Annotated in this window: 18 protein-coding genes; 14 read left to right on the top strand and 4 right to left on the bottom strand. The window is 44.3% G+C overall.

What is annotated here, in order from left to right; genetic code table 11:
• Window positions 1–63 precede the first annotated feature (63 nt).
• From LRL21_RS03940 to LRL21_RS03930, 3 genes are all read left to right on the top strand, one after another.
• Window positions 64–1,455 (top strand): RCC1 domain-containing protein, encoded by a 1,392-nt coding sequence (locus LRL21_RS03940; RefSeq protein WP_240414453.1) that lies wholly within the window; start codon window positions 64–66, stop codon window positions 1,453–1,455.
• Window positions 1,456–1,599: 144 nt separating this feature from the next.
• Entirely contained in the window at window positions 1,600–2,958 is a 1,359-nt protein-coding gene (locus LRL21_RS03935; RefSeq protein WP_240414452.1) for a tetratricopeptide repeat protein, read from the top strand.
• A gap of 74 nt (window positions 2,959–3,032) precedes the next feature.
• Window positions 3,033–3,695: a class I SAM-dependent methyltransferase gene (locus LRL21_RS03930; RefSeq protein WP_240414451.1), complete on the top strand. Its 663-nt coding sequence runs from the start codon at window positions 3,033–3,035 to the stop codon at window positions 3,693–3,695.
• A gap of 75 nt (window positions 3,696–3,770) precedes the next feature.
• Here the strand turns inward: LRL21_RS03930 and LRL21_RS03925 are convergent, their stop codons facing one another.
• On the bottom strand, window positions 3,771–5,858 hold the full coding sequence (locus LRL21_RS03925) for a glycosyltransferase (protein ID WP_240414450.1): 2,088 nt from the start codon (window positions 5,856–5,858) through the stop codon (window positions 3,771–3,773).
• Between the two features lie 168 nt (window positions 5,859–6,026).
• On the opposite strand from LRL21_RS03925, the gene secD reads away from it, so the two are divergent.
• Both secD and LRL21_RS03915 read left to right on the top strand, forming a co-directional pair.
• Complete coding sequence (gene secD, locus LRL21_RS03920; RefSeq protein WP_240414449.1) at window positions 6,027–8,273, top strand: protein translocase subunit SecD; 2,247 nt, start codon at window positions 6,027–6,029, stop codon at window positions 8,271–8,273.
• Between the two features lie 326 nt (window positions 8,274–8,599).
• Window positions 8,600–8,911 (top strand): hypothetical protein, encoded by a 312-nt coding sequence (locus LRL21_RS03915; protein ID WP_240414448.1) that lies wholly within the window; start codon window positions 8,600–8,602, stop codon window positions 8,909–8,911.
• 460 nt (window positions 8,912–9,371) lie between these two features.
• Here the strand turns inward: LRL21_RS03915 and tatC are convergent, their stop codons facing one another.
• Together tatC and LRL21_RS03905 are read right to left on the bottom strand one after the other, a co-directional pair.
• Complete coding sequence (tatC, locus tag LRL21_RS03910; protein ID WP_240414447.1) at window positions 9,372–10,112, bottom strand: twin-arginine translocase subunit TatC; 741 nt, start codon at window positions 10,110–10,112, stop codon at window positions 9,372–9,374.
• Window positions 10,113–10,132: 20 nt separating this feature from the next.
• The gene (locus LRL21_RS03905; protein ID WP_076236816.1) at window positions 10,133–10,378 is read right to left on the bottom strand and encodes a MerR family transcriptional regulator; all 246 of its coding nucleotides are present in this window, start codon (window positions 10,376–10,378) and stop codon (window positions 10,133–10,135) included.
• 271 nt (window positions 10,379–10,649) lie between these two features.
• Between LRL21_RS03905 and LRL21_RS03900 the strand changes: the two genes are divergently transcribed.
• The 4 genes from LRL21_RS03900 (at window position 10,650) to LRL21_RS03885 (ending at window position 14,761) form a co-directional block, all read left to right on the top strand.
• The gene (locus LRL21_RS03900; RefSeq protein ID WP_240414445.1) at window positions 10,650–12,257 is read left to right on the top strand and encodes a flavin monoamine oxidase family protein; all 1,608 of its coding nucleotides are present in this window, start codon (window positions 10,650–10,652) and stop codon (window positions 12,255–12,257) included.
• Window positions 12,258–12,295: 38 nt separating this feature from the next.
• Window positions 12,296–12,856 carry a RidA family protein gene (locus LRL21_RS03895; protein WP_240414443.1) on the top strand — a complete coding sequence of 187 codons (561 nt, stop codon included), beginning with the start codon at window positions 12,296–12,298 and terminating at the stop codon, window positions 12,854–12,856.
• Between the two features lie 29 nt (window positions 12,857–12,885).
• A complete protein-coding gene (locus LRL21_RS03890; protein WP_076236807.1) occupies window positions 12,886–13,092 on the top strand; it encodes a twin-arginine translocase TatA/TatE family subunit in 207 nt (68 codons plus the stop codon).
• A gap of 268 nt (window positions 13,093–13,360) precedes the next feature.
• Window positions 13,361–14,761 (top strand): MerR family transcriptional regulator, encoded by a 1,401-nt coding sequence (locus LRL21_RS03885; RefSeq protein ID WP_240414442.1) that lies wholly within the window; start codon window positions 13,361–13,363, stop codon window positions 14,759–14,761.
• A 45-nt stretch (window positions 14,762–14,806) separates the two neighbouring features.
• On the opposite strand, the gene LRL21_RS03880 is transcribed toward LRL21_RS03885, so the two are convergent.
• Window positions 14,807–15,247: a GNAT family N-acetyltransferase gene (locus LRL21_RS03880; RefSeq protein WP_240414441.1), complete on the bottom strand. Its 441-nt coding sequence runs from the start codon at window positions 15,245–15,247 to the stop codon at window positions 14,807–14,809.
• Window positions 15,248–15,657: 410 nt separating this feature from the next.
• Here LRL21_RS03880 and LRL21_RS03875 point away from each other — a divergent pair, with 410 nt between their 5' ends.
• The 5 genes from LRL21_RS03875 (at window position 15,658) to LRL21_RS03855 (ending at window position 23,566) form a co-directional block, all read left to right on the top strand.
• A complete protein-coding gene (locus LRL21_RS03875; RefSeq protein ID WP_240414440.1) occupies window positions 15,658–16,836 on the top strand; it encodes an ROK family transcriptional regulator in 1,179 nt (392 codons plus the stop codon).
• A 23-nt stretch (window positions 16,837–16,859) separates the two neighbouring features.
• Window positions 16,860–17,972 (top strand): extracellular solute-binding protein, encoded by a 1,113-nt coding sequence (locus LRL21_RS03870; RefSeq protein WP_240414439.1) that lies wholly within the window; start codon window positions 16,860–16,862, stop codon window positions 17,970–17,972.
• Window positions 17,973–18,029: 57 nt separating this feature from the next.
• Window positions 18,030–19,112, top strand: a complete 1,083-nt coding sequence (locus LRL21_RS03865; RefSeq protein WP_240414438.1) for an ABC transporter ATP-binding protein — start codon at window positions 18,030–18,032, stop codon at window positions 19,110–19,112.
• A 14-nt stretch (window positions 19,113–19,126) separates the two neighbouring features.
• A complete protein-coding gene (locus LRL21_RS03860) occupies window positions 19,127–20,860 on the top strand; it encodes an ABC transporter permease (RefSeq protein WP_240414651.1) in 1,734 nt (577 codons plus the stop codon).
• Between the two features lie 153 nt (window positions 20,861–21,013).
• On the top strand, window positions 21,014–23,566 hold the full coding sequence (locus tag LRL21_RS03855) for an NEW3 domain-containing protein (protein ID WP_240414437.1): 2,553 nt from the start codon (window positions 21,014–21,016) through the stop codon (window positions 23,564–23,566).
• Window positions 23,567–23,621: the final 55 nt, after the last annotated feature.

Raw genomic sequence — 23,621 nt, 5'->3', positions numbered from 1 at the left:
CTATGCAAAGGCATTTGTTCTTTATTGAAGCAAGTCATACTGTCAGCATAGGAGATGATGTCATTGTTAATAAAACGAGCCGCCACTAAGAGATGGGCGTTGGTTGCTTGCTTGCTTGTGTTCGCTGTCAACGCTGATGCATATGGTGCATCCAGTCAAGTGGCAGGCATTCCGGTTCCTGGTCAAGGACCAACTGAAATAGCTGCAGCAGCAGGGGTAACTGTCAGCAATGCTGTTTATGATACCCCTGTATATAAAACTACAATTACTGGCGTTGTGTACGGCCAGACGGGAGTAATGCCTGAAATCAAGCCCAATATCCCGGTTACGGGCCAGGGAGTTACCGGAGTCACCTATTCCGTATATTCCGAAATACTACCTGTTGTTAAATTGGCAGTATCGCCTCAAATCAGTGTTGGATTTTCCCGAAGCCTGGCATTAGATGATAATGGAGTCTTATGGCAATGGGGCAGCCCTGATGGGAAAGCTGTCGATGGCAAGTCGAATATGACTCCACAACGTGTGCCCGGCTTGGGCCGTGTCGTGGCCGTTGCCGCTTTAAGCCACGTTATCGCGCTACAGGACGATGGGACTGTATGGGCTTGGGGAGATAACCGTATGGGGCAATTGGGGGATGGAACTACAACAGCGCGTCAACAGCCTGTACAGGTAGCTGGCTTAAGCGGGATTGTAGCCGTAGCTGCCGGTGCGACGCACAGCCTGGCATTAAAGGACGACGGGACAGTCTGGAGCTGGGGCTCAAATACATTCGGTGAGCTTGGAGATGGTACGAACAAGAAGAGAGTTACTCCGGCTAAGGTGCCCGGACTTCAAGGCATTAAGAGCTTATCAACGGGAGGATCTCATAATCTGGCTCTGGCCGGGGATGGAATCGTATGGTCGTGGGGAGCCAATGCTCAGGGTCAGTTGGGCGACGGGACATTGGTTAACCGTACCAAGCCATTACAGGTTGAAGGGTTATTCGATGTAAAAGCTATATCCGCCGGTTATCAGCATTCCTTGGTGCTTACTGAGGGTGGCCGAGTATTAGCCTGGGGGAATAATGATTATGGCCAGTTGGGAGATCAAACCAATACACTGAGAAAGAACCCTGTGCAGGTTAAAGAGCTTAAGGATGTTACAGCTATTTCTGCCGGAGCTTTGCATAGTGTAGCCTTAGATAAAAACGGCAGTGTCCTGGCCTGGGGTGCTAATCAGTACGGGCAATTAGGCAATGGTGCGTTTGAGCACGAGAATAGTCCCGTAACGGTATATGGGGGTATTCGGGCCAGTCGTATCTCGGCAGGGTTCTACACGACCGGTATACTGGGAACTAATCATACTTATTTTGCATGGGGCTCCAATGTATTCGGGCAATTGGGTACCGGGTCGAAGCAGCCTCAATCCAAGCCAGCTGCTATACCAGGCTTAAGCGCTAATTCCGATTCACAATAATAATTGGCCGCTGTGGCAACATGGAATGGCCGCAAGCTGCTTCCAGGCAGCTTGCGGCTATTTCTTTTAGACTTTGTAAGGAACACAGTAAGAAAACCATCAAGCTTGGAAAATACCAGAGATCTGGGGAGGAGGCGTCGCTTGGTGAAAAGAGTTCTAATGGGCAGTCCTATTAGGCAGACTCCTGCTATTTTAGAGCAATTTCTGTTATCGCTAACGGAATTGACTCAAAGCTCAACTATGGTTGATTATATATTTGTTGATGATAATGTAGAAACACTGTCATCCCAGATGCTTAGCGATTTTTGCGAGACGACAGGAAGGGGCGTTATAATACGGCCTGCTATACAAACCAATGAGGAATACCAACGCAACGAGTTCACACACTACTGGAAAGAAAGCCAGATTTGGAAAGTCGCTGCTATGAAGGATGACATTATAGAACGAGCACGTAATGCCGAATATGATGGTTTATTTCTAGTCGATTCCGATCTCGTTCTGCATCCGCAAACCTTGGAGCAACTGATTCAAGCCGATAAACCGATTGTTTCCTGCATTTTCTGGACGAGCTGGCAGCCAGATACGCTTGAAATGCCACAGGTTTGGTTACAGGATGAATATACGCAATACCGCAGGGATCGCAGAGAAGAGGTGGAGGGACAGGAGCAATTCCTGCGGATGAAGCGTTTTTTTGCCCAATTGCGGGTGCCAGGCTTGTATGAGGTTGGGGGGCTTGGTGCTTGTACATGGATAAGTAAACAAGCACTTCAGGCAGGGGTAAGCTTTGCGGAAATTAAAAGTATTTCCTTTTGGGGTGAGGATCGGCATTTCTGTATTCGTGCGGATGCATTGGGTCTTGGGATGTTCGTGGAAACAACATATCCTGCTTATCATATTTATCGTGAATCCGATTTAGCAGGTGTAGCGGCCTATAAGCAGCTTTGTCTGAAACCGGACCACTCATCGCTTTTTGCTGGTTCAATAAAGGAACTAAACGCTGAGCAGTTGTTTCACAATGCTGCATGCATGCGTAATTATCTTTATGAGGAAGCAGCTCTTGAGTATTATTTGGGCTTTTTAGAAACTGGCGAGGGCGAGCAAGAGCAGCGTGTGGAGGCTATTGTGTATGCAGCAGACTGCTACAATTTATTGGGAAAGCCGATACAGTCGAAAAATATTTTGGAAACTTATGTAAACCGGATTCCTTCTGCCGAAATATACTGCAAGCTGGCATTCATGATTATGAATTTGGAGCAATGGGAGGAAGCCATTCTTTTATATAAGCAAGCGATCAAATTGGCAAGGCCAGCCGACCTGAGTGCATCCCCCGATCCGAGCGCTTGGACATGGCAGCCGCATTTGCAGCTTTGCGTTTGCTATGACCGTCTTGGCCAACATTTACGCGCAATGGAGCATAATGAGATTGGTTTGTCGTATGATCCCCATCATCCCAGCATGTTGCTGAATAAGCAATATTTGACTGGGGTCCTTAATCAGTCGTAAGCAACGGGATTTATGCATGAGCAGAAGTCACAGTGGCTATAACCATATTTAAATAAGAGAAATGGGGAAAAACTTTGATCAATGCTGTTGACTACACTTCCAGATTTATTACGTATGAGGATGCTAAGGAAACACATATTGTCTACGATTTGCCTGAAGCATGGTGGAGTCGGCATTATGAATATGTTTGGGCGGGCAGGTTCGCGACAAGCTCGGACGTTGTCCTTGATGTTGCGTGCGGTGTTTGCCATCCTTTTAAATTTTATCTCGGTACAATAGCCAAGGAGGTTTATGCCTGCGATAGCGACCCGCGAATCGTTTCAAAAAATGGAATTATTCAAGATATTAAAGATTCGATTGGCGAGAAGGTTTACACGGAATTCGATGATTCCTTATTCGATAATGTTCAACTGGCATTATGCGATATGACCCGGATGCCCTATGCCGACAATAAGTTTGACAAAGTGTACTGCATATCTGTGCTGGAACATGTGGACGAGCTTGTGCAATTAAAAGCTTTATTGGAATTTTCAAGGGTGCTTAAGGATGACGGGTTAATTGTGCTCACTGTGGATTACCCCAATGTACATATGGATAGTCTGATGGAGCTGATGAAGAAAGCCAATCTGAAGTTCTATGGAGACTATGATTTCTCGGTACCTGACAATGCCATTTCGACGACAATGTGGGGACCGGAGTTGAAATGTATCCGACTACTGCTATGTAAAATGGTTTAAAGATAGCTTGACAAAGCAATCTGGAGCCATCAGCAGCTCTTATCCAAATATCTGTAGATGGCTCCTCTTGGCTTCTCAATCTACCCATTCAATCAAATGCGGATTGCTATCGATGATAGATAGATATTGCTCCTTCAATCCGTAAACTGCATCCGGATCGAGCAGCATATATCGATTGAATTTTTGCCAACGATCTGCAACATTTGCCCAGCCAAAATGCTTCAGCCGCAAATTGGAAAGTTCATTGGGCTGCTGGAAAATATTTTCCGGAAATCTCCCGCAATGCTGTGGTGTTTCCTTCCACACATAGGGGAAATCGGGATTGTAGCGGAGCAGGAACGGTCGGTAAAATAGATGCGCTTGCCAGTTGTGATCCTCCCTGTAGGCCGAATTCGTCCAAAAATCATACAAACGGAAGCTGATAACATGGGTGTGCGATTGATCGAGAAGCTGGCGTATCTCTGTGGTGAATCGATCCTCGAACCATTCGTCGGCATCAAGATTAAGAATCCATTGCGGATTGACGCTTAATGTTTCTTCCCATTGCTGCTTGCGCAGCGTTATTTCGTTGCTGAACTTCGATGCTTCATTTTTGATTAATTTAACGGGTATCCCAGCCAGAGTCTGCAAGCAAATGTCTATGGTATCGTCCGTGCTCCCGTCATCAATAATAACCGCATCGTCGATATACAGGCGATGCCGCTCCAGTGCCTGTTTTAAATAACGTCCGCTTTCGTTTTTTACTATCATTGACAACGTTATCCTGGTTTTCTGCGTAACTGGTGATTGGTTAGGAATTTGTTGCCCGGCGACAGTCTGTGCCAGTGTAAGTGTATTCGTATTTGAAGAGGCTGGCTCCAAGTGACTGGCCAAATACGCTCGGTTTGCCCGTATCCTGTGGTGATTTGGTATAAAAGCAGCTGCAATTTCATTGTATCGGTATGCTAGCTGGTACTGGCCAAGTCGAATATAACAAGCGCATAACTGCAAGTAGGGTAGCCAGTCCCAGCATTCCTGCCTTACAATAGCTTTAGGGTCCACGGGCTTAGTCTGCTCAGTAGCCATCTTGTACCACCAGGCAGCGCTTGTAAAGTCATGTTCTTTCATATAAAGCATACCAAGTCGGCAGCAGTTTTCAGCGCGCGGCAGCGCGTAAGAAAACGTCTGCAAAACTTTGCTTTTCGCATCATGCATCCGGTTCAGATGGGAGTAGCAATCGGCCAAACGTCCGTAAATGGCAATACGATTCTCAATGTCGCCTTCTTCATGTCCCAGGAAACGCTCATAGTATTCAGCAGCCCGTTCCCATTGCCACTCATCGGCCAATTCATTGGCAAAACGGTAGAGATCGCGTAGAGTGAGATTTTCACCTGACTCCACCATATATTCAAACATAAGCAAGCTTGGCGTTTTTATGGCATGCTGTGCTTCAGCCAAATCAAATCCCCATTTATTTAATGCCTTCAATCGGTTCATTGTGATCTGCCGCTGATACCAGTCGGGATCATCAGGGAACAGCTGAGGCGGATAGGTATAATGGACGAAGCAATCACAGGCAATATGCAGGGTGTAGCCTGCTTGAAGGGCACGGTAGCACAGGTCATCGTCCTCGTAGGCTTCCAGAGCAAACTGCTCATCGAAGCCGCCCAAGCTGTCGAAGATATCCCTGCGCATCAGCAGAAGAAAACTAAGCAGTCGAGTAGCTCGGCGTGCCGAGCTGTAGCCAAAGGATAATAGATCTTGTGCTGAAGCAGTATCCTTCGATAAGGTCTCGCAGCTGGGGATAGGAGCATTTTGCAAGCCGCTGACGTTATTGCTAAGCGGTCCTACCATGGCAGCCTTGGGATTGGCTTGCATGCAATCAGTAAGGGCTTCAAGCCAATGCTTAGTAACTGTAACATGATCCCGAATGAAGACGATGCTTTCGCCTCGCGAATGAGAGGCCCCAAGATTGTAGCCGGCTGCAACGCCAAGCCGTTGTGCAGGGGACAGCAAGATCGCATCCGGGGCGTGCTGCTCCAGCCATTCGCTAATTTCCGGTGCGCCTCCATCATTAATGACGATCAACTCATAAGATTCTGCTGTATGGAGCTGTATACTGGCTAGGCATTGCTTAAAAAGCTGAATATGCTGGGAAAGTAGAACAATGCTGATTGTCGTCATAACTTGTCTCCTATGTGTTAGTCAAATTGAGCACTGCAGTGCATGATGTTCATATAGCTTGACGACTGGAGATATCATCTTTATCATCGCAGTATATGTCATATTTTCGTGAAGACGAGTCCATATTCCTGCAAGTACGCGGGAGTATTTGTCGGGAGGAGACTTTGTTTGCTTAACTATACAAGAATGGCTGCCTTTCTATTAACTATTACCATTACCTTAAGTATTATAGGATTTACCATCCCGAACGTACTCTCCAACGTGAAGCTTGGTCTCGATTTGAAGGGCGGCTTTGAAGTGTTATATGAAGCATCGTCTTTTGAGGATAATGGAGCCGTTACGCTGGATTCCTTAAGGCAAACGGCAAAAAGTTTAGAAAAACGCATTAATGCTTTAGGCACTACGGAACCGGAAATTTGGACGGAGGGATCCAATCGAATCCGGGTTCGGCTGGCAGGGGTAGCGGATGAGCAGAAGGTCAGAGAAATTCTCAAAAAGCCAGCTCAACTGACTGTCCGAGGCCCAGACGGTGCGATCGAATTAAACGGCAGCGACTTTCTGGAGGGTGCGTCGAGCATCGTGTACGGGGAATTGCAAAAACCACTTATACGTGTTCAGGTCAAGGATAAACAGAAGCTGTTAGAGCTTTCAACCAGGCTGCTGCATCAAAAGATAACGTTTCAACTGGATGAAACGGTTCTGGTGGAGCCTGTCATACTAGTCGTTCTTACCGAGGGGATTTCAACCTTAACTGGTAATTACACTTACGACCAAGCCAAGGAAATTGTGGATACTATCAATCTCGGCGCGATTCCGCTAAAGCTTACAGAAAAATACGCACAATCTGTCGGAGCTTCATTGGGCCAGCTTTCACTTGAGCAAACTGTAATGGCGGGGGCTTATGCCTCCATTATTATTTTGTTATTTATGCTTGTTCTGTACCGTATCCCAGGATTTATTGCCAGCTTTACGCTAATTACGTATTCATGGCTGCTGCTTGGGATCATGAATTGGCTGGGAGCGACGCTGACCTTGCCGGGAATTGCCGCATTTGTGCTCGGTATTGGAATGGCTGTAGATGCCAATGTCATTACCTATGAACGACTTAAGGATGAAATGCGTACGGGCCTCAGCTTACTGTCGGCACTTCGCAAAGGTTATAAGAATTCTTTCCGTACGATTATGGATTCACATGTTACAACGATAATTGCCGCTGTTGTCTTATTTTATGTCGGAACAGGCGCGATTAAAGGCTTTGCGCTGACACTCGTGCTTAGCATCGGACTAAGTATTCTGACCAATGTTTACTTCTCTCAATGGCTGCTGAGAATGTTGGCCAAAACAGATATTTTCAACAATCTGCTGTTTTTTGGGGTTTCGCGAAAACAGGTAGTTGCCATTGACAAGAATGAACCGATGCCACTTGTGCACAGGGCTTTTGACTTTGTTAAACATAGAAAACTATATTTCTTCATTTCCATTCTAGTTACTGTCATTGGAATTGGCAGCTTGCTGGTGCATGGTTTAAACTACGGCGTAGATTTTAAGGCGGGTACAACCATAGACATTGCTCTTGGGAAACCAATTGAAAAAAATAAAGCGGAAGAAATCGTTCGGAAAGCCGGATTTGATCCATCTGTCGTTACTGTAGGCGGAGGCCAGCAGGATCGGGTGACCGTGCGGTTTGATCGGGTGCTGAACGCGGATATTGGTGAATCCGACCGCATCCTGTCAGCTTTTGCTGTTGAATATGGAAACGGCATCGGTAAGGAGGAAAACACGGTTGACCCGGGCATCGCCAAGGAGTTGGCCTTTCAGGCTATCGTCGCTGTAGCTGTTGCCAGCATTGGCATTATGCTGTATGTCACCATACGGTTCGAATGGGGCTTTGCTGTCGCAGCCATCATCGCCCTGGTGCACGATGTTTTTTTCGTGATCAGCGTATTTTCCATCCTAAAGTTGGAGGTCAATCTGCCATTTATTGCCGCGATTCTGACGATTGTGGGCTACTCCATTAATGACACCGTCGTTATCTTTGACCGGATACGTGAAAATCTCCGATTTGCCCGGGCCAAAACCTGGGGGGATTTAACAAGCCTTGTGAATCTAAGCATCAATCAAACGCTGGTACGTTCCATTAATACAGCTGTAACCGTCCTGATTGCTTCAATTGCTTTGTTGGTTTGGGGCAGTGATTCCATTAATTTGTTTTCCTTGGCTATGACGGTAGGTTTGGTTGTCGGAATGTATTCCTCGATTTACATCGCCAGCCAGATATGGCTGAGCTTGAAATTCAAATCGATACAGCGTATGGAGAGGCGTGCCCTTTATTTGAAGAACAATCCGCCGCCGCCCCCAACTCCATTGCCTCCTGAAGAGATATTTGAAAGCTACGAGCATACGTATGAAAAATAAAGAAGAGTCATAGGAAAGCGCATTTGTGTGCCGCCTGTCATTGTATCAAACCGTCAGATGGATAATTCCCGCTGGCGGTTTTTTGTTGTTTTTTAGGTAATTTCAACATTTTATCGGTTTAAGTTTCTATTATTTTACAAATTTTTCATATATAATTTATAATATGAAAAATGGAGTCTGTTCGTTGTATACAAAATCGTTATCAGGTTATAACCTTATTTATATTCCGGGTATGGTTTTTCCAGTAGGGTTAAAATTCGCCTTGTCGGTCGCGTGGAACGAAGTGTTTAAGTGTCTGTTTTTTTCGTTCATTTGGGGGGATGAAGTTGAACAATAATCAGCCATTAAGAAAAAAAAGACGAGTTCGTTTGACAATTGCATATATCTATTTACTAACTTGGGTTATAGGTACCCTTCTATTTACTACTTTACTTGGGCATCCTTTTCTTTTACTTCCTTGGCTAGTAATTTATCCGCCACTTGGAATAATTCCATGGGTTGTTTTACTTATTCCTTCGATCCGGAACATGTATACAGAGGAGAAATTAGCAGCTATTATGGTTTTGTGCCCATTATTGTTTGTTATTGGAGTCTTCACATGGATATATTATATTACAAATTCTGCAGCAGGAGCTTGAGTTGATATATTTTAATGAATAAAACTGGGGGAGATTTATGAAAATATCTGACAATCAACCGATAAGAAAGAAACGTAGACTTAGATTGATAATCTCTTATATTTTTCTTACAGTATGGATCACGGGGATTTTATTTTTATACCATAACTCATTCATATTATGGTGGATAGTATGTTCTGGATTTGTAGCTATATTATTAATAGTTTCTTTACTTATACCATCATTCGCTAAAATGTTTTTGGAAGAAAAAGTGGTCATATTTTTCTTGCTTTCGCCCATTATACTTGTTATTTTAATTGGTATTCTTACTATAGTACTTGGTCAGATAGGTAAAATGCAAAATGCTTTCTGAGGTCATATCATTGATCGAAATTCAGTCCACAACCACCAAGGTAGCTACATGAGTAGCTGCCTTGTAGTCGTTCTCCAGACCTACGCGTATTCCTTCCACTCACTAATTTCACCCACTGGCAAAAACTTTTTGATGCTTACGACGGTAGACGACACCAGAGAGCACGATACTGATCTCATACAATAAAACAAGTGGAACAAAGACCATAAGATGAGAAATAATTTCCGGAGGTGAAATCAAGCTGGCCGTAATGACCAGAATCAGATAAGCATGACGGCGTAAAGCATTCAGCCGTTTAGGATTCAACACTCCCAGCTTGGTCAGAAACATCACGATGATGGGAAGCTCAAACGCAAGGGAAACAGGCAAAATGATATTAAACATAAAAGAAAAGTATTGATAAACACCGTAGGTTTCAGAGAACCCCAGGTTTTTGGTAATGCTTGTGGTGAAGGCAAGGCTCATCGGAAACACAATAAAATACGAAAAGCTAAGCCCAATAATAAAAGAGATAAATGCGAAAGGTATGTATAAAAATGCCGCATCCTGCTCAACGGGTCTCAAACCCTTTTTGACGAAAGCCCAAATTTGATAAAGGATATAAGGCAATGAAACGACAATGGAGAAAGCCAGTGCTACGCTCATATAAATTTTTGCGCTATCCCACGGAGAGAACACATTCCAGACCATGTCGGAGGCGGGAGGCATGCTTTTTAAATAATGCAAAATTTGCGGAGCTATAAATAAGCCGGCTATCATCGCTATAACGACTACAGCTACAACAAGAAGGATTCGTTTGCGCAGTTCTCCTACATGACCAAGGAATGTCATTGCGTTAGGCTCGTTCATCAGATATCTCCCTTTCTTATTCAGCTGTATTTGAGTTTCAACCGGCCTTTTGCAGCCAACTGTCTGATTTCGAAAGTATTGAAGCCTTCCATCATCTTCTGCTGTATTTCTTTAATCCTCTCCACATCCTCGAACGAGTATTTGCGCGTACGTCCCTGAGTTCGATCAGGACTAATCAGCTGCCTTTCCTCATAATACCGAATTTGCCGTTCGGAAAGTCCTGTTAATTCACATACCACTCCAATTCCCATCACTTTTTCCTTCATACTAACAACCTCCATAAAATGTAATATTTACGTCACATTAAATCCTTTTTTTGCATGAAGTAATCAATGAAAAGGGTTGTATTGTCACTAAACTTACATCATTTCCAATATGATATCAATTGTAAATTCTTTTTTCATGGTAAAAACTACCTAATTTTGATAGTGAGTCAAAAAACTGTGTTAGATTTACTTACACAAACTAATGCACATGTTTTAAAATTTGGTATGGTTATTTTCAGATTCAATGATAGCTGAACAGGAGAGTGTTAAGATGGAAAACAAAGGGCCAAATGAGATTACACGGAGACAGTTCTTGACTACTGTCGGTAAAATCGGAGGATCAGCTGCTTTATTCAGTGTAATGGGAACGATGGGATTATTTTCTCCTGAAACAATGAAAGCAGCAGAGTATACGCCGCCGAGTAGAAACGATTTATCCTTAACGAATCGTAACGGCAAGCGGGTCATCATTCTTGGTGGTGGAATTGCCGGGATGACAGCAGCTTATGAGCTGGAGGAGGCAGGGTACGATTGTACGATTCTTGAAGCGCGTTCTCGCTCCGGGGGAAGAATCTGGTCTGTAAGGAAAGGTACAACGGTTACAGAGATTGGCGGTGTGAAGCAGGTTGCACGCTTTGATAGCGGAGAGCACATGTACCTGAATGCAGGGCCTATGCGTATCCCACAGTTCCATGTAACGATGGAGTACATACGTAAATTCGGCATTCCCATAGAACCATTTAACAATGTGAACGATCATGGTTATTACTATAGCGAAAATGTTGGTGCATTATCCGGGCAGAAATTCAGAAAGCGTGCAGTGAAAGCAGACGTTAGAGGTTATGTCTCTGAAATGCTGGCCAAAGCAGTCAATCAGAATGCACTTGATTTGCCGTTGAATGCTGAGGAAAAAGAGAAACTTGTTGCGTATTTGAAGCGCGAGGGCGACCTCAATGCTGACTTGTTCTACAAAGGCTCCTCCCGGGGAGGTTATCAATCAGAGCCGGGCGGCAAGCTCGATGCCGGAGTCATCCGTGACCCGTTCGATGTGAACGCGATCATTAGCTCTGGATTTGGCAACTTCTTCTCCAGTGAGTATGGCTATGACCAACAAATGATGATGTTCCATCCGGTTGGCGGCATGGACAAAATCCCGCAAGCATTCGAGAAACGCGTCGGTCATAACATGGTATTCCACGCTGAGGTTAGTGAAATTCGTCAGGACGACAGCGGAGTCCGGGTTGTTTACAAGAACAGAGATACCGGGGCAATAAAAGAAATCACTGGTGATTTTTGTATTTGTACGATTCCATTGCCAGTGCTTCGCAATATTCCGGCAGACTTCTCACCGGAAATGCAGAAAGCGATCTCCAGCATCAATTATGCCTCTGCAGGTAAGATGGGCATCCAGTTCAAACGTCGCTTCTGGGAAACAGATGAGCAGCTATATGGAGGTACTACGGTAACCAATACCGATGTGGCCTCGATCTACTATCCTCCAACCGGATACAACGCTCAGAAGGGAATTTTGCTTGCCTACTATGCAAACGGAGCTGCTGCAGACCGATTAGGTGCATTGACTCTTGCGCAGCGTGAGCAATATGCACTAAGTACAGGCGCCAAAATTCACCCGCAATATTATAAAGAGTTTGAAACCTCGTTCTCCATCCATTGGAAAAATATTAAGTACAACCAGGGTGGATGGGCTGCTTATACGGAAGATGACCGGAAAACCCATTATCAGACACTGTGCAAGCCAGACGGGAGGATTTATCTGGCCGGGGAGCACATGAGCTACATTACAGCTTGGATGGCTGGCGGAATTGAGTCGGCGCGAAAAGTTGTTACCGAGCTCCACCAGCGTGTATTGAAGGCTTAGTGAATCATTATCGAACAGAAAAGGAGATCAGTGAACTTATGCTAAAGAAAAATATGAGATCTATGCTGCTGCTTGCTGTTATGTCGGGTGTGATTAGTATCACGGCTTTTGCAGCAGACGAGCCGGACAAGCCAAATAAAATAAATGCGGAGCCGATTTATGAGTCTGAATTTTATGGAAGTGCAACGTCGGCCATTTCCAGTGGAGTTTCCGTCCCTGCCGGAGCTGCTTACCTGTATACCAGCGGCACCGTTCCTCCTTTATTAAATAAAGATGGAGCAACCGTATATGAGCGTTATGGCGATACGAAGACACAAGCTATTGGGGTATTCAAAAATTTTGAGAAGCAGCTCGCGGAGAAAGGCTTGACCATGAACGATGTTATATACCTTCGGGCATATTTAACGGCTGATAAGAGCAAAGATAACAAATTTGATTATGCGGGCTGGAATGAAGCCTATGCCGAGTTTTTCAATAAACCGGACAATCCGGTAAAAACGGCACGCTCAACGGTCGGTGTTGCGAGCCTTGTTAATGAGGATTGGTTAATTGAAGTTGAAGCAGTCGCTGTATATCCTAAAAAACATAATCAAAATTAATCTATCTATGATATAAGGAGTGATGTCATATGCTGCAAAATATTGGTATTCCAGGACTTATCATGATTCTTGTCGTCATACTCATTTTATTCGGACCTTCCAAATTGCCGGAGCTGGGTCGGGCCGTCGGCCGTACGCTTCATGAATTTAAAGCATCAGCCAGAGAGCTAGTATCCGAAACTAAAGAAGAACCAGAGCCAAAAGCAGAGAAGGATTTGTCCGCTAAGCCGCTTTAATCTAATTATCGAGCTGATCCAGCTTGGGGAAATCACGATTTGAACGTGAATTCATTTTAACGCAAACGATCTGATCCTATAAGCCTTCTTATGTGCCTTTCCTCCAGAGGAATGATACATAAGAGGGCTCTTTGGTTTGTGATAAATATACGAGGTGTTATTTTCCTCATTCATTGTCATTTAGATAGTGTCCTGAATAAAATGAAACAGCTATAGCCTAATGGACCGACAAAAATGATTTAAAGAAGAAAGGACGAAGAAGCATACAATGAAAAAAACTTATAAGCTTTCTGAGATCGCCAATAAACTTGGGAAAACACGTACTGCTGTTACTGGCTGGTCAAATCAATATCGTGAATATTTTCCGACTGTAGTTATGAATGGTTCTCTCAGATACACAGAAGAAGCTCTAAATATTTTCGAGATCATTTCCAAGATGAGGGATGCCAATAAATCAATTAAGCATATAAAAGAACATCTACAGGAAATGCGCCAACAGGCTGTTACTGAGATTAATGAAAGCGATACGCCTGAAACTGCTGAAACGCCAAATATTCCCAACCTCGACACGCAGTTGAGTAAGGAAACGACGGAACTACGGAATGTTGTCGAGATACTTAAACAAAAATTAGAAGCTAACAGACAACCCAGGGATGTTAAAGATCATTTACAGGATTTGGTTCAAAAGGTTACTATAGCGTCTAAGGAGTACGGCACGTTGTTGTCGCCAATTATTGATAACTCAAACGTTCAGTTAAATAAAGAAGTCATAGAGCTGCGTAGTATAATCCAACTACTCACAGGGAAAATAAATGAAATTTTACAAAAAGACGTTACGAATGAAATTACATCCAAAATTGAATCGCTGAATACACGCTATGATGGAGTGACAGAAGAAGTTGCCGAACTTCGCAACGTGATACAGACTCTTACCGAAAACGTAACCGAAATTGTTGAACAAGATATCAAAAGCGAATTAATTTCCATTGCAGAATCTCAGGATGCGCGATATGACAGTGTATCTGTTCATATAACAGCACTGGGTAATGTTATGCAGACTCTTACCGCGCGGTACGAGCGTGTTTCTGAGGATTTCACGGAACTGCGCAGCGAGATAAAGGCCCTCATAGAAAATGTAACCAAAAATGTAGAACGGGATATCAAAAATGAATTAACAGCCACAACAGAATCGCTGAATACACGGTACGACGGTATGGCTGAGGATGTTACGGAACTGCGCGGCGAGATAAAGACACTCACAGAAAATGTAACTGAAATTGTAGAGCAGGATATCAAAAATGAATTATTGACCACAGCAGAATCGCTAAACACACGGTATGACGATATGTCTGAAGAAGTTACAGAACTGCGCAGCGAGATAAAGACACTTATAGAAAATGTAACCGAAATTGTAGAGCAGGATATCAAAAATGAATTAATAGCCACAACAGAATCACTGAATAAACGGTACGACGGTATGTCTGAGGAAGTAGCGGAACTGCGTCGCGAGGTACAGTCACTTACTGAAAAAGTAACGGATATTGTAGAGCAGGACATCAAAAATGAAGAAGTAAGCAACAAACGATATGACGAAATTCACCAAATGATGATTTCACAGCAGGAACTGGTTGGCAAAATCGCAAAATTATTAGGATTCCCTACTCAATAATGCTTCATAGCCTTTCTGTGCACTAACAGAAAAAAGATTGGACGATTATCCAATCTTTTTTTGCATACGGACGTGCATGATACCAGCGTCTTCAAAGGGTTGCTTCGAAACCGTGCTATATCCAAGCTGGGAGTAAAACGACTCGGCATGACACTGACTGTCCAATACAGACCATGCATACCCTGCCGAGCTCGCATGCTTTTCCAGTCCTTGAAGCAATACTTTGCCAAGTCCCTTGCCACGAAACTCGGGTAATACAGCGACGCGTTGGATTTTGGCTGTCTGTTGGTTATAGACTATCCAACGTCCTGTTCCTGCCGGGACTCCGTTATACGTCAATAGTATATGGTCACAAGCATCTGGTGATGCATCGTACTCATCGTTTTCCAGCTCCTGTGGAACCTTCTGTTCCTCGACAAAAACCTGATTTCGAATCTCAAGACACTGGGCTAATTGTACAACAGAAACGACCTTTATGATTTCCACCAATAATGCCTCCTAATACGGCCTTGGCGCAGCCGGACTATCTGTTATTGTATCATTGGTGCTGGGTAAAATCTTGCTTTTTCTTATGCAATATTGGAGCTGCACCGTGAATGAGGAGAGTGTATATAAGCGATAAACACAGAAGAAATTCAAAACGAAATAACACAAACATAACATTTATATAACACAAAATCGAGGAACCCAAACTCAAAACTTAACATTATATTATTGATTTATTCATTTTATAAATAAAAACCCCCTTATTTTACCATTTTAATGTTAAATAAAATAACATAAATATAACTCAAAACATACTAAAAACCTATTGACAAAATGTAACCGTTCACATTATAATCCAGTTAAGATACTTTGTTAATCATTTTAACTAATTAAGGAGGTGAACTATTCAATTGATTGGTCGCGGTCAAACGGGTAACACCAAGTTGGTTAAACAAATCAATCGCGAAGGCATTCTTCATCAGTTAAAAGAAGGAACACGGATGTCGCGGGCTGACTTGGCCAAGCTGACGGAGTTAAGTCGGCCTTGTGTTTCTGCATTGGTTGATGAAATGATTCAAGAAAAATTAATTCGTGAAGTTGGGGTCGGGGAGTCTAAAGGCGGCAGGAAGCCAATTTTGTTGGAATACAATTTTCAGGCTTACGGTGTAGTAGGTGCTGTGTTTGAAGGCAGTATCCTCCATTTAGCGATTGCTGATTTAAAAGGGGAGTTGTTATTTCAATACACAGCGCGGTTATCTCAACCCAAGGATGGGGAAGGAGCCATTCAAAGCGTTGAGAGAGGGCTTGCGACCGTACTGGCCCAAAGTGGATTTGATAAAAGCAGGCTACTGGGTATCGGTTTGGGTTTGCCGGGGATTACAAAGCGTAGAGAAGGTACGGTTAGCTATTCACCAAGCACAGGGTGGATGGGCTTGCCTGTACAGAAGGAAATCGAAGCCAGGCTGGGCTTGCCTGTTATTATAGATAACGATGTTAACTTAATGACCATGGGCGAGTTCCATAAAGGTGTAGGTAAAGGTGTTTCCGATCTGGTTTATATGTATGTGGGTACGGGTATTGGTGCCGGAATCGTCATTGATGGACAATTGTTCCGAGGTACCCGAGAAGCAAGCGGTGAAATTGGCTTTATGCTAATTGGTCCTGTTGGCAATCGGTGTCATGAGGAATACGGGGTATTTGAGAACAACTATTCAGTACCTGCTATTCGTGAAAAGGCCAGAACCATCCTCCCGTCTATTGAAGAAGGCGCAAGTATTATCAAGCAGATTGTGGATCAAGCGAATACGGGAGATGTTGAGGCGGGGTTGCTTCTAGATGACATTTATAAACATTGGGCCTATGGAATTGCCAATATAGCAAGTGTGATGGATCCGGAACTATTGATTCTTAGTGGGGAAATGATACATATCGGCGACAATGGGGTACAGAGAATTCTACAAATGTTAACCGATTGGGTGCCTTATGTTCCACGACTTGAACTAGCTTCTTTAGGAGATCAAGCAGGGATCATAGGGGCGATCCACAGTGTACTGGAAGCTTTCCCATCCACACTTAAGTCCAGAGGGTAAAATTAAAGAGGAGGAATTCAAACATGAAAAATTCAACAAAAAAAGGCTCGACATGGTTGACAGGATTGGTACTTAGTGTCTCAATGCTGGCGGTATCAGCTTGTAGTACGACAGCACCAGCGGGTACGGCGAAACCGGCAGATCCGGTTAAGCCGGCGGCAGAAGCACCAAAACCTGCACAGAAGCAAAAGCTTGTCATTTATACGGCCAGAGATAAAAATGTGGTAGATGAAATTATGCCTAAGTTTAAGGAAAAGAACCCGGAAGTTGAAGTAGAGGTTCTAACGATGGGTGCCCAGCAGGTATTGGAGCGTGTACGTGGGGAAAAAGCGAACCCGCAAGCCGATTTTTGGTGGGGCGGTACGCAATCAGGGCTTATGACAGCAGCGAATGAAGGACTTTTGGAATCGGTAAAACCAAGCTTTGCCGATAAAGTACCTGCCTTGTACAAAGATGCACAGGACCGTTGGTATGGCGAAATGCTGCTGCCGGAAGTTATCATGTACAATTCCAAAGCGTTGAAGAAGGAAGATGCGCCTAAGGATTGGGACGAATTATTGGATGCTAAATATAAAAATAAAATTATTATCCGTGGTGTATTGGCTTCCGGTACGATGAGAACGATCTATTCCGCAATGATTTATCGTCAAGACGCTGCAGATCCGAAAAAAGGCTACGATTGGCTGAAGAAGCTTGATGCCAACACGAAGGAGTACGCGCAAGATCCGACGAACCTGTATCTGAAGTTAGCTCGTGAAGAAGGTACATTATCCCTATGGAATTTACAGGATATCATGATCCAGAAGGAACTGCAGAAACAACCATTTGACTTTATTTATCCGACAAGCGGCGCTCCGATTCTCGTAGATGGCGTAGGGGTAGTTAAAGGCGCGAAGAACATGGATGCTGCCAAAAAGTTTTATGAATTCCTCTTTGATTCCAAGCTGAGAGTGGAATTAGCGGAGAAATTGTACCAAATTCCAACTCGTACGGATATTAGCAAAGATTCTCTTCCTGCTTGGTTGAAAGGAATCGAATTGAAGCCGTTGAATCTGGATTGGACTGTAATGGCGAATAAAGAAAAAGATTGGATGCAGTACTGGGATGAAAGTATCAAAGGAAAAGGCTCGAAATAATTTCATCCGGGCGGAGATGTTTCTTCGTCCGGAATTCCATCGAAGGGGGAACCGAGTTTGATTGATGTAACCTTGGATCATGTAAGCAAACAGTTTGGAAATGTAAAGGGAGTTGCTGACGTCCATATTGAGATTAAACCAGGAGAGTTTTTTACTTTTTTGGGGCCGAGCGGGTGCGGCAAAACAACAACACTGCGCATGATAGCCGGATTTTATTTTCCGAGTGCCGGACGTATACTTTTTGGCAATCAGGATGTAACAAACCTGCCTCCGAATAAACGAAATACCGGGATGGTTTTTCAGAACTATGCGTTATTTCCCCATATGACCGTTTTTGAGAATATTGCTTTTGGTCTCCAGGTCAGGAAAACTTCCAAATCGGAAATTGTTCAAAGAGTGGAGCGCGCACAAAAACAAGTCCATTTGGACGGGTACGGAAATCGTCGCATCGATCAATTGTCAGGCGGGCAGCAGCAGCGGGTCGCTTTGGCAAGAGCACTTGTCATTGAGCCGCAAATTTTGCTGCTGGATGAACCGTTATCGAATTTAGACGCCAAGTTAAGAGAAGAAACCAGATTGGAAATCAAGAGACTTCAACTGGAGCTCGGTATAACCACGATTTATGTTACCCATGATCAGGCCGAGGCGATGTCCATGTCTGACCGGATTATGGTTATGCAGGGAGGCGTCGTTCAACAAATAGGAACGCCTGAGCAAATATACAATCGTCCTGTGAACCGCTTCGTTGCTTCGTTTATTGGTGAATCCAATCTATGGGAGGGAACGGTAGAACGTATAGAGGGCGAGGAGGTCGTTGTACGTTTTTCACCGGAATTAATTTTACGTGGTTTGGTTCACCATTCATCGCCAGCCTGCAAGCTTGAGGTAGGTGCCAGCATCACGGCATCCATACGCCCGGAATCAGTTCTTGAAGTGCGTTCCGAGGAACTGCAGCAGGAAAATGTGGTTAAGGGAAATGTGACGATTTCTGAATTCACGGGCATAAGTGTAAATTATATGACTCAAATCGGTACGATGCAATTGAAAGCGATGTTTGTTAATCAAGGACATCGGATTCGCCAACGTGGAGAAGAGATCGCTTTTTTCATTCCGAAAGAAAGTATCTATTTTGTAGGATAGATGGGAGGCGAATGATGAAACCAACACTGAAATCACCGTCACCCAAGCCTGTTCTCTCTTGGACAGTTATAACCACATCACGGCATTTTGTGTATGTTCTGGTTGCTCCTTTGTTTCTAGTGCTTTTAGCTTATGTGGTGTATCCTTTGTTCCAAACCTTTCTCCAAAGTATACAGCTGGAAGATCAGTTTTCGTTGAAGAACTACATTAAATTTTTTAGTTTGGAGCATACCTCCAATCTCGAAGCCTTGTGGACTAGTATTTACATATCCGTTTTGAGTGTAATCACGTGTGCGATCGTAGGTGTCGCCATGGCTTTCCTGCTGGAACGTTACGAATTTCCGGGGAGGAAAATCCTCGCCGTGCTGGTGATGGTTCCGATGGCGCTGCCGCCTTTGGTTGGTGTCTTGTCCTTTACTTTTCTGTACGGGGAAAGCGGCATTATCCCCCGGTCGTTAAAGCTGTTATTTGATCTGGATCAGGTTCCTTTTTCCTTAAAAGGCATTTGGGGCGTGCTGATGGTACATACCTTTACGATGTACACTTATTTTTATATGACGGCTTCGTCCGCGATCAAAGGGCTTGATCCTTCATTAGAAGAAGCTGCATCCAGTCTTGGGGCAGGCCGGATCTATGTATGGCGGCGAATCATTCTGCCCATGCTGACACCTGCTTTAATAGCTTCATCCTTGCTTGTATTCATGGTTGCGATGGCTTCTTATACAGCTCCGCTTATTTTTGGAATCGAGCGAACGATGACGATGCAGATTTACTTGTCCAGAACGAATGGGAATTTAGATATGGCAGCGTCACAATCGACCATTCTATCCGTAGTTTCCATCGTGTTCCTGATGGTCATGCGTTGGTATCAAGGCTTGCGCAATTATCAGAACATGAGCAAAGGGGTAAGCGTTCACCGAACAGAAGTGAAGAGCGCTGCCGGCAAATATGTAGCGATGATTCTTTCGTTCCTTGGCGTTGTTATTTTACTTCTGCCGATTCTAGTGTTGGTTCTCATATCCTTTTCAACAGATGGAACCTGGACTACGCAAATTCTTCCTCCAGAGTATACATGGAAGCATTATGTTCAGCTGTTTACGGATAGCAAGACCTGGCGCCCGATTGCCAACAGCTTTAAGATGAGCTCCATCGCGACGATCGGGAATATTATCTTTGGTGTGGCGGCTGCTTATGCGATGGTCCGCATGAAATTCAAGGGGAAATCGTTGCTGGATGTGCTCATTATGCTTCCTTGGGCTTTGCCTGGAACGGTGGTCGGTGTGAACTTGATCACAGCGTTTAGCGAGCCCACGATATTCAGCTTTAATCAGGTATTGATCGGCAGCTTCTGGATGCTTCCGCTTGCTTATTTTGTTCGTCATTTACCGTTAGTGTTCCGCTCCACATCAGCCACCTTAATGCAAATGGATGGTTCTATAGAAGAGGCGGCCCGCAATTTAGGTGCTTCATGGTGGTATAGCTTCCGCCGAGTTGTATTTCCGATGGCTTTAAGTGGTATTCTTGCGGGAGCGCTGCTTGCGTTTGTGCAAGGGATTGGTGAATTTGTCTCTTCAATACTCTTATTTACTGGTAAAACGACCCCGATTTCAGTTGAAATTTTTCAGCGAATGTATTCCTTTGAATTTGGTACTGCTTGTGCGTACGGTGTACTGCAAATCATCCTGATCATCATTGTTCTCTTCATTTCAAGGAAAATCGCAGGAGATAAAGCAGGTACAGCCTTGTAATGTTGGTCATATCGTGGGAACACTGAAAAGTTTGCGTTAGCAAACTTTCTGCGTAAGCCTGGGCTACAGTGTTCGCTACCACGTGATGATATAGCGGAGGGAATGACGATTTCCTGCGTTGAAGAAAATTGGATGACACAAGGAGGAGTAAGATTGAGTAAACGGAAGTCTGTCTCAAAGTGGTTTGCGACTGTCACGAGTGTGGCAATGGCTGGAAGTCTACTGCTCTCATTTGCAGCGACTCAGCCTGTTCACGCAGACCGGGGAATAGCCGATCTATGGAAATCAATCAAACCGCTTACGACCATTGCAAGTGCCATGAATACGGGTGCCCATCCGGACGACGAGCATAGCGCTACACTTGCGTACCTCACCCTGGGAAAAGGAGTGAACACCTCCAGCATTATTGCGAATCGTGGAGAAGGTGGGCAAAACGAAATTGGCAGTGAATTAGGTAATGCCTTGGGTATTATCAGATCCCGTGAATTGCAAGAAGCGTCCAAGGTCACCAACGTTACACTTGGGATGCTGAGTGAAGGCATCAACGACGCGATTTTTGACTTCGGTTTTTCTAAAAGTCCAGATGAGACTTTGGAAAAATGGGGCGATTCCGTGGTATATGAAAGATTGATTCGCAAAATACGTGAATTGCGCCCGGATGTCATCATTCCATCATTTTTAAATGAGAACTCAACGCATGGACATCATAGAGCGATCAATGTGATTACGGTTCGAGCTTTTAAAGATGCTGCAAACCCGGATATATACCCTGAACACCTGAAGAAAGGGTTGCAGCCTTGGCAGATAAAGAAGCTGTATTTGCCTGCTAATTCCAAGGATTATAGCGTAATTGTGCCGATAGGCGATTATGATGAAATCTATGGTGCTTCTTATTTACAGCTTGGGGAAGAGTCGCGGTTCATGCACAAAAGCCAAGGCATGGGCAAGAACTATGATGAAGGTCCTGTGAAGCCGGATTTATTCAGCAATTACTACAAGCTGGAAGCAGCTACTGTTAAGTCCAAGGATAAAGAAGACAACTTCTTCGATGGTATTGCTTATTCCTTTGAGGATTTGGCCAAGGAAGTTGAATCCGTGGATAAGGGCAATAAAGTAACCAAGGGCTTGCGCGTGCTTCAACAAGATGCGGATAAGGTGATTGCAGCCTATCCAACCTTTGCCAAGGTTGTTCGCGAAGTGCATGAAATGAAAGCAGATGTTCAAAATGTTATCAATGATGTAACTGCTTCTGACCTGAACAAAGCAACCAAAGAGGACTTATTATACCGACTTCATGTCAAAGAAGGACAATTGAATAAAGCCAGTATGGAAGCGGCATCTGTAGTTGCCAAGGTGACGCCAGCTACAGGTGAACTGGTAGCGGGCCAAACGACTAAAGTCGTGGTATCTGCCTTTAATGGCGGTTCCGTGGAATTGACTAAAATTCGCTTAGGTTTGAATGTTCCTGAGGGCTGGACAGTAAAACCGGCGGGAGCAGATAGCTTTGATCGTATTAGCTACAACCAGACGGTTTCGACTACATTTGATGTGACTGTACCTACAAACGCAGCAGAGTTTAAGCCGTATGACGCTTCTATTCTTAATGCTGATGTAGCCTATCAAGCGTTTGATACGGTGAGTAAGCTAAAAGTGACTCCGCAGAATGCAGTTGCCATTTTACCTCCGTATTCCATGTCACTCAGTCCAAGCGCGACGGTATTGAATACATTAAAGACGGAAGAACCGATTCCGGTGAAAGTAACGGTACGCAATTATACGCCAGGTGCATCCAAGACAGCTATTTCTTTGAATGTACCGGAAGGATGGACGGTTGAGCCGGCAGTAGAAGAAGTAAACTTTGCATCTAAGGGCGAAACCAAATCGGTTGCCTTTTCGGTTAAAGCCTCTTCTCATGTAGAAACAGGCAAATACTCGATTATGGCAGTCGCTAAGAGTGGAGATGTTGAAAGCACGCGAGGTGCTCAAGTGATCGAATATCCGCATATCGGCAAAACGTACCTGATTCAGCCTGCGGAGCTCAAGATCGAGGCTTTCGATCTGGCAGTTCCTCAAAACCTGAAAGTAGGTTATGTATCCAGCGGATTTGACAATATTGATCAGTATTTGCGTCAATTGGGTGTTGATGTCGTGAAGCTGGAAGCGAAGGATATTCAATTTGGGGACTTATCCCAATACAATACGATCGTTCTTGGCATTCGTGCATACGCATTCCGTCCGGAATTAATTCCAAGCAATCAGCGGTTATTGGATTATGCGAAAAACGGGGGGAACCTTGTTGTTCAATACCATAAGCCTGAAGATAAATGGAAGCCGGAGCTCGCGCCTTATCCAATCAAGATCGGGGAGCCGCTTATACAATGGCGAGTCACTGATGAGAGTTCTAAAGTAACGATGCTGGCGCCGGATCATTCGATGTTTAATTATCCGAACAAAATTGAGGCAGCAGATTGGAACAATTGGATTCAAGATCGTTCAGCCTACAATCCTGCAGAATGGGGCAAGGAATATACCGAGCTGATTTCCAACGGAGATCCGGGGGAAAAGGAATTTACGGGCACCTTCTTAACTGCTCCATACGGAAAAGGCATATATACTTACAGCACATTGGTCTGGTATCGTGAAATTCCATCTCTGGTTCCAGGCTCGATCCGAATGTTCGTCAATATGATTAGCCAAAAGCAATAATCAAGTTACCATTTGGAGGGCCTGCTGCAGGCTCCTCCAAATGTACCAAGATGCG

The sequence above is a fragment of the Paenibacillus periandrae genome (assembly GCF_022458865.1).
Classification (GTDB): Bacteria; Bacillota; Bacilli; order Paenibacillales; family NBRC-103111; genus Paenibacillus_S; species Paenibacillus_S periandrae.
This window is presented reverse-complemented; position numbering and strand designations above follow the sequence as displayed.

Coding starts and splice junctions, on each gene's coding strand:
- LRL21_RS03925 (WP_240414450.1), bottom strand. CDS start 5,858: ATGACGACAATCAGCATTGTTCTACTTTCCCAGCATATTCAGCTTTTT.
- tatC (WP_240414447.1), bottom strand. CDS start 10,112: ATGAACGAGCCTAACGCAATGACATTCCTTGGTCATGTAGGAGAACTG.
- LRL21_RS03905 (WP_076236816.1), bottom strand. CDS start 10,378: ATGAAGGAAAAAGTGATGGGAATTGGAGTGGTATGTGAATTAACAGGA.
- LRL21_RS03900 (WP_240414445.1), top strand. CDS start 10,650: ATGGAAAACAAAGGGCCAAATGAGATTACACGGAGACAGTTCTTGACT.
- LRL21_RS03895 (WP_240414443.1), top strand. CDS start 12,296: ATGCTAAAGAAAAATATGAGATCTATGCTGCTGCTTGCTGTTATGTCG.
- LRL21_RS03890 (WP_076236807.1), top strand. CDS start 12,886: ATGCTGCAAAATATTGGTATTCCAGGACTTATCATGATTCTTGTCGTC.
- LRL21_RS03885 (WP_240414442.1), top strand. CDS start 13,361: ATGAAAAAAACTTATAAGCTTTCTGAGATCGCCAATAAACTTGGGAAA.
- LRL21_RS03870 (WP_240414439.1), top strand. CDS start 16,860: ATGAAAAATTCAACAAAAAAAGGCTCGACATGGTTGACAGGATTGGTA.
- LRL21_RS03860 (WP_240414651.1), top strand. CDS start 19,127: ATGAAACCAACACTGAAATCACCGTCACCCAAGCCTGTTCTCTCTTGG.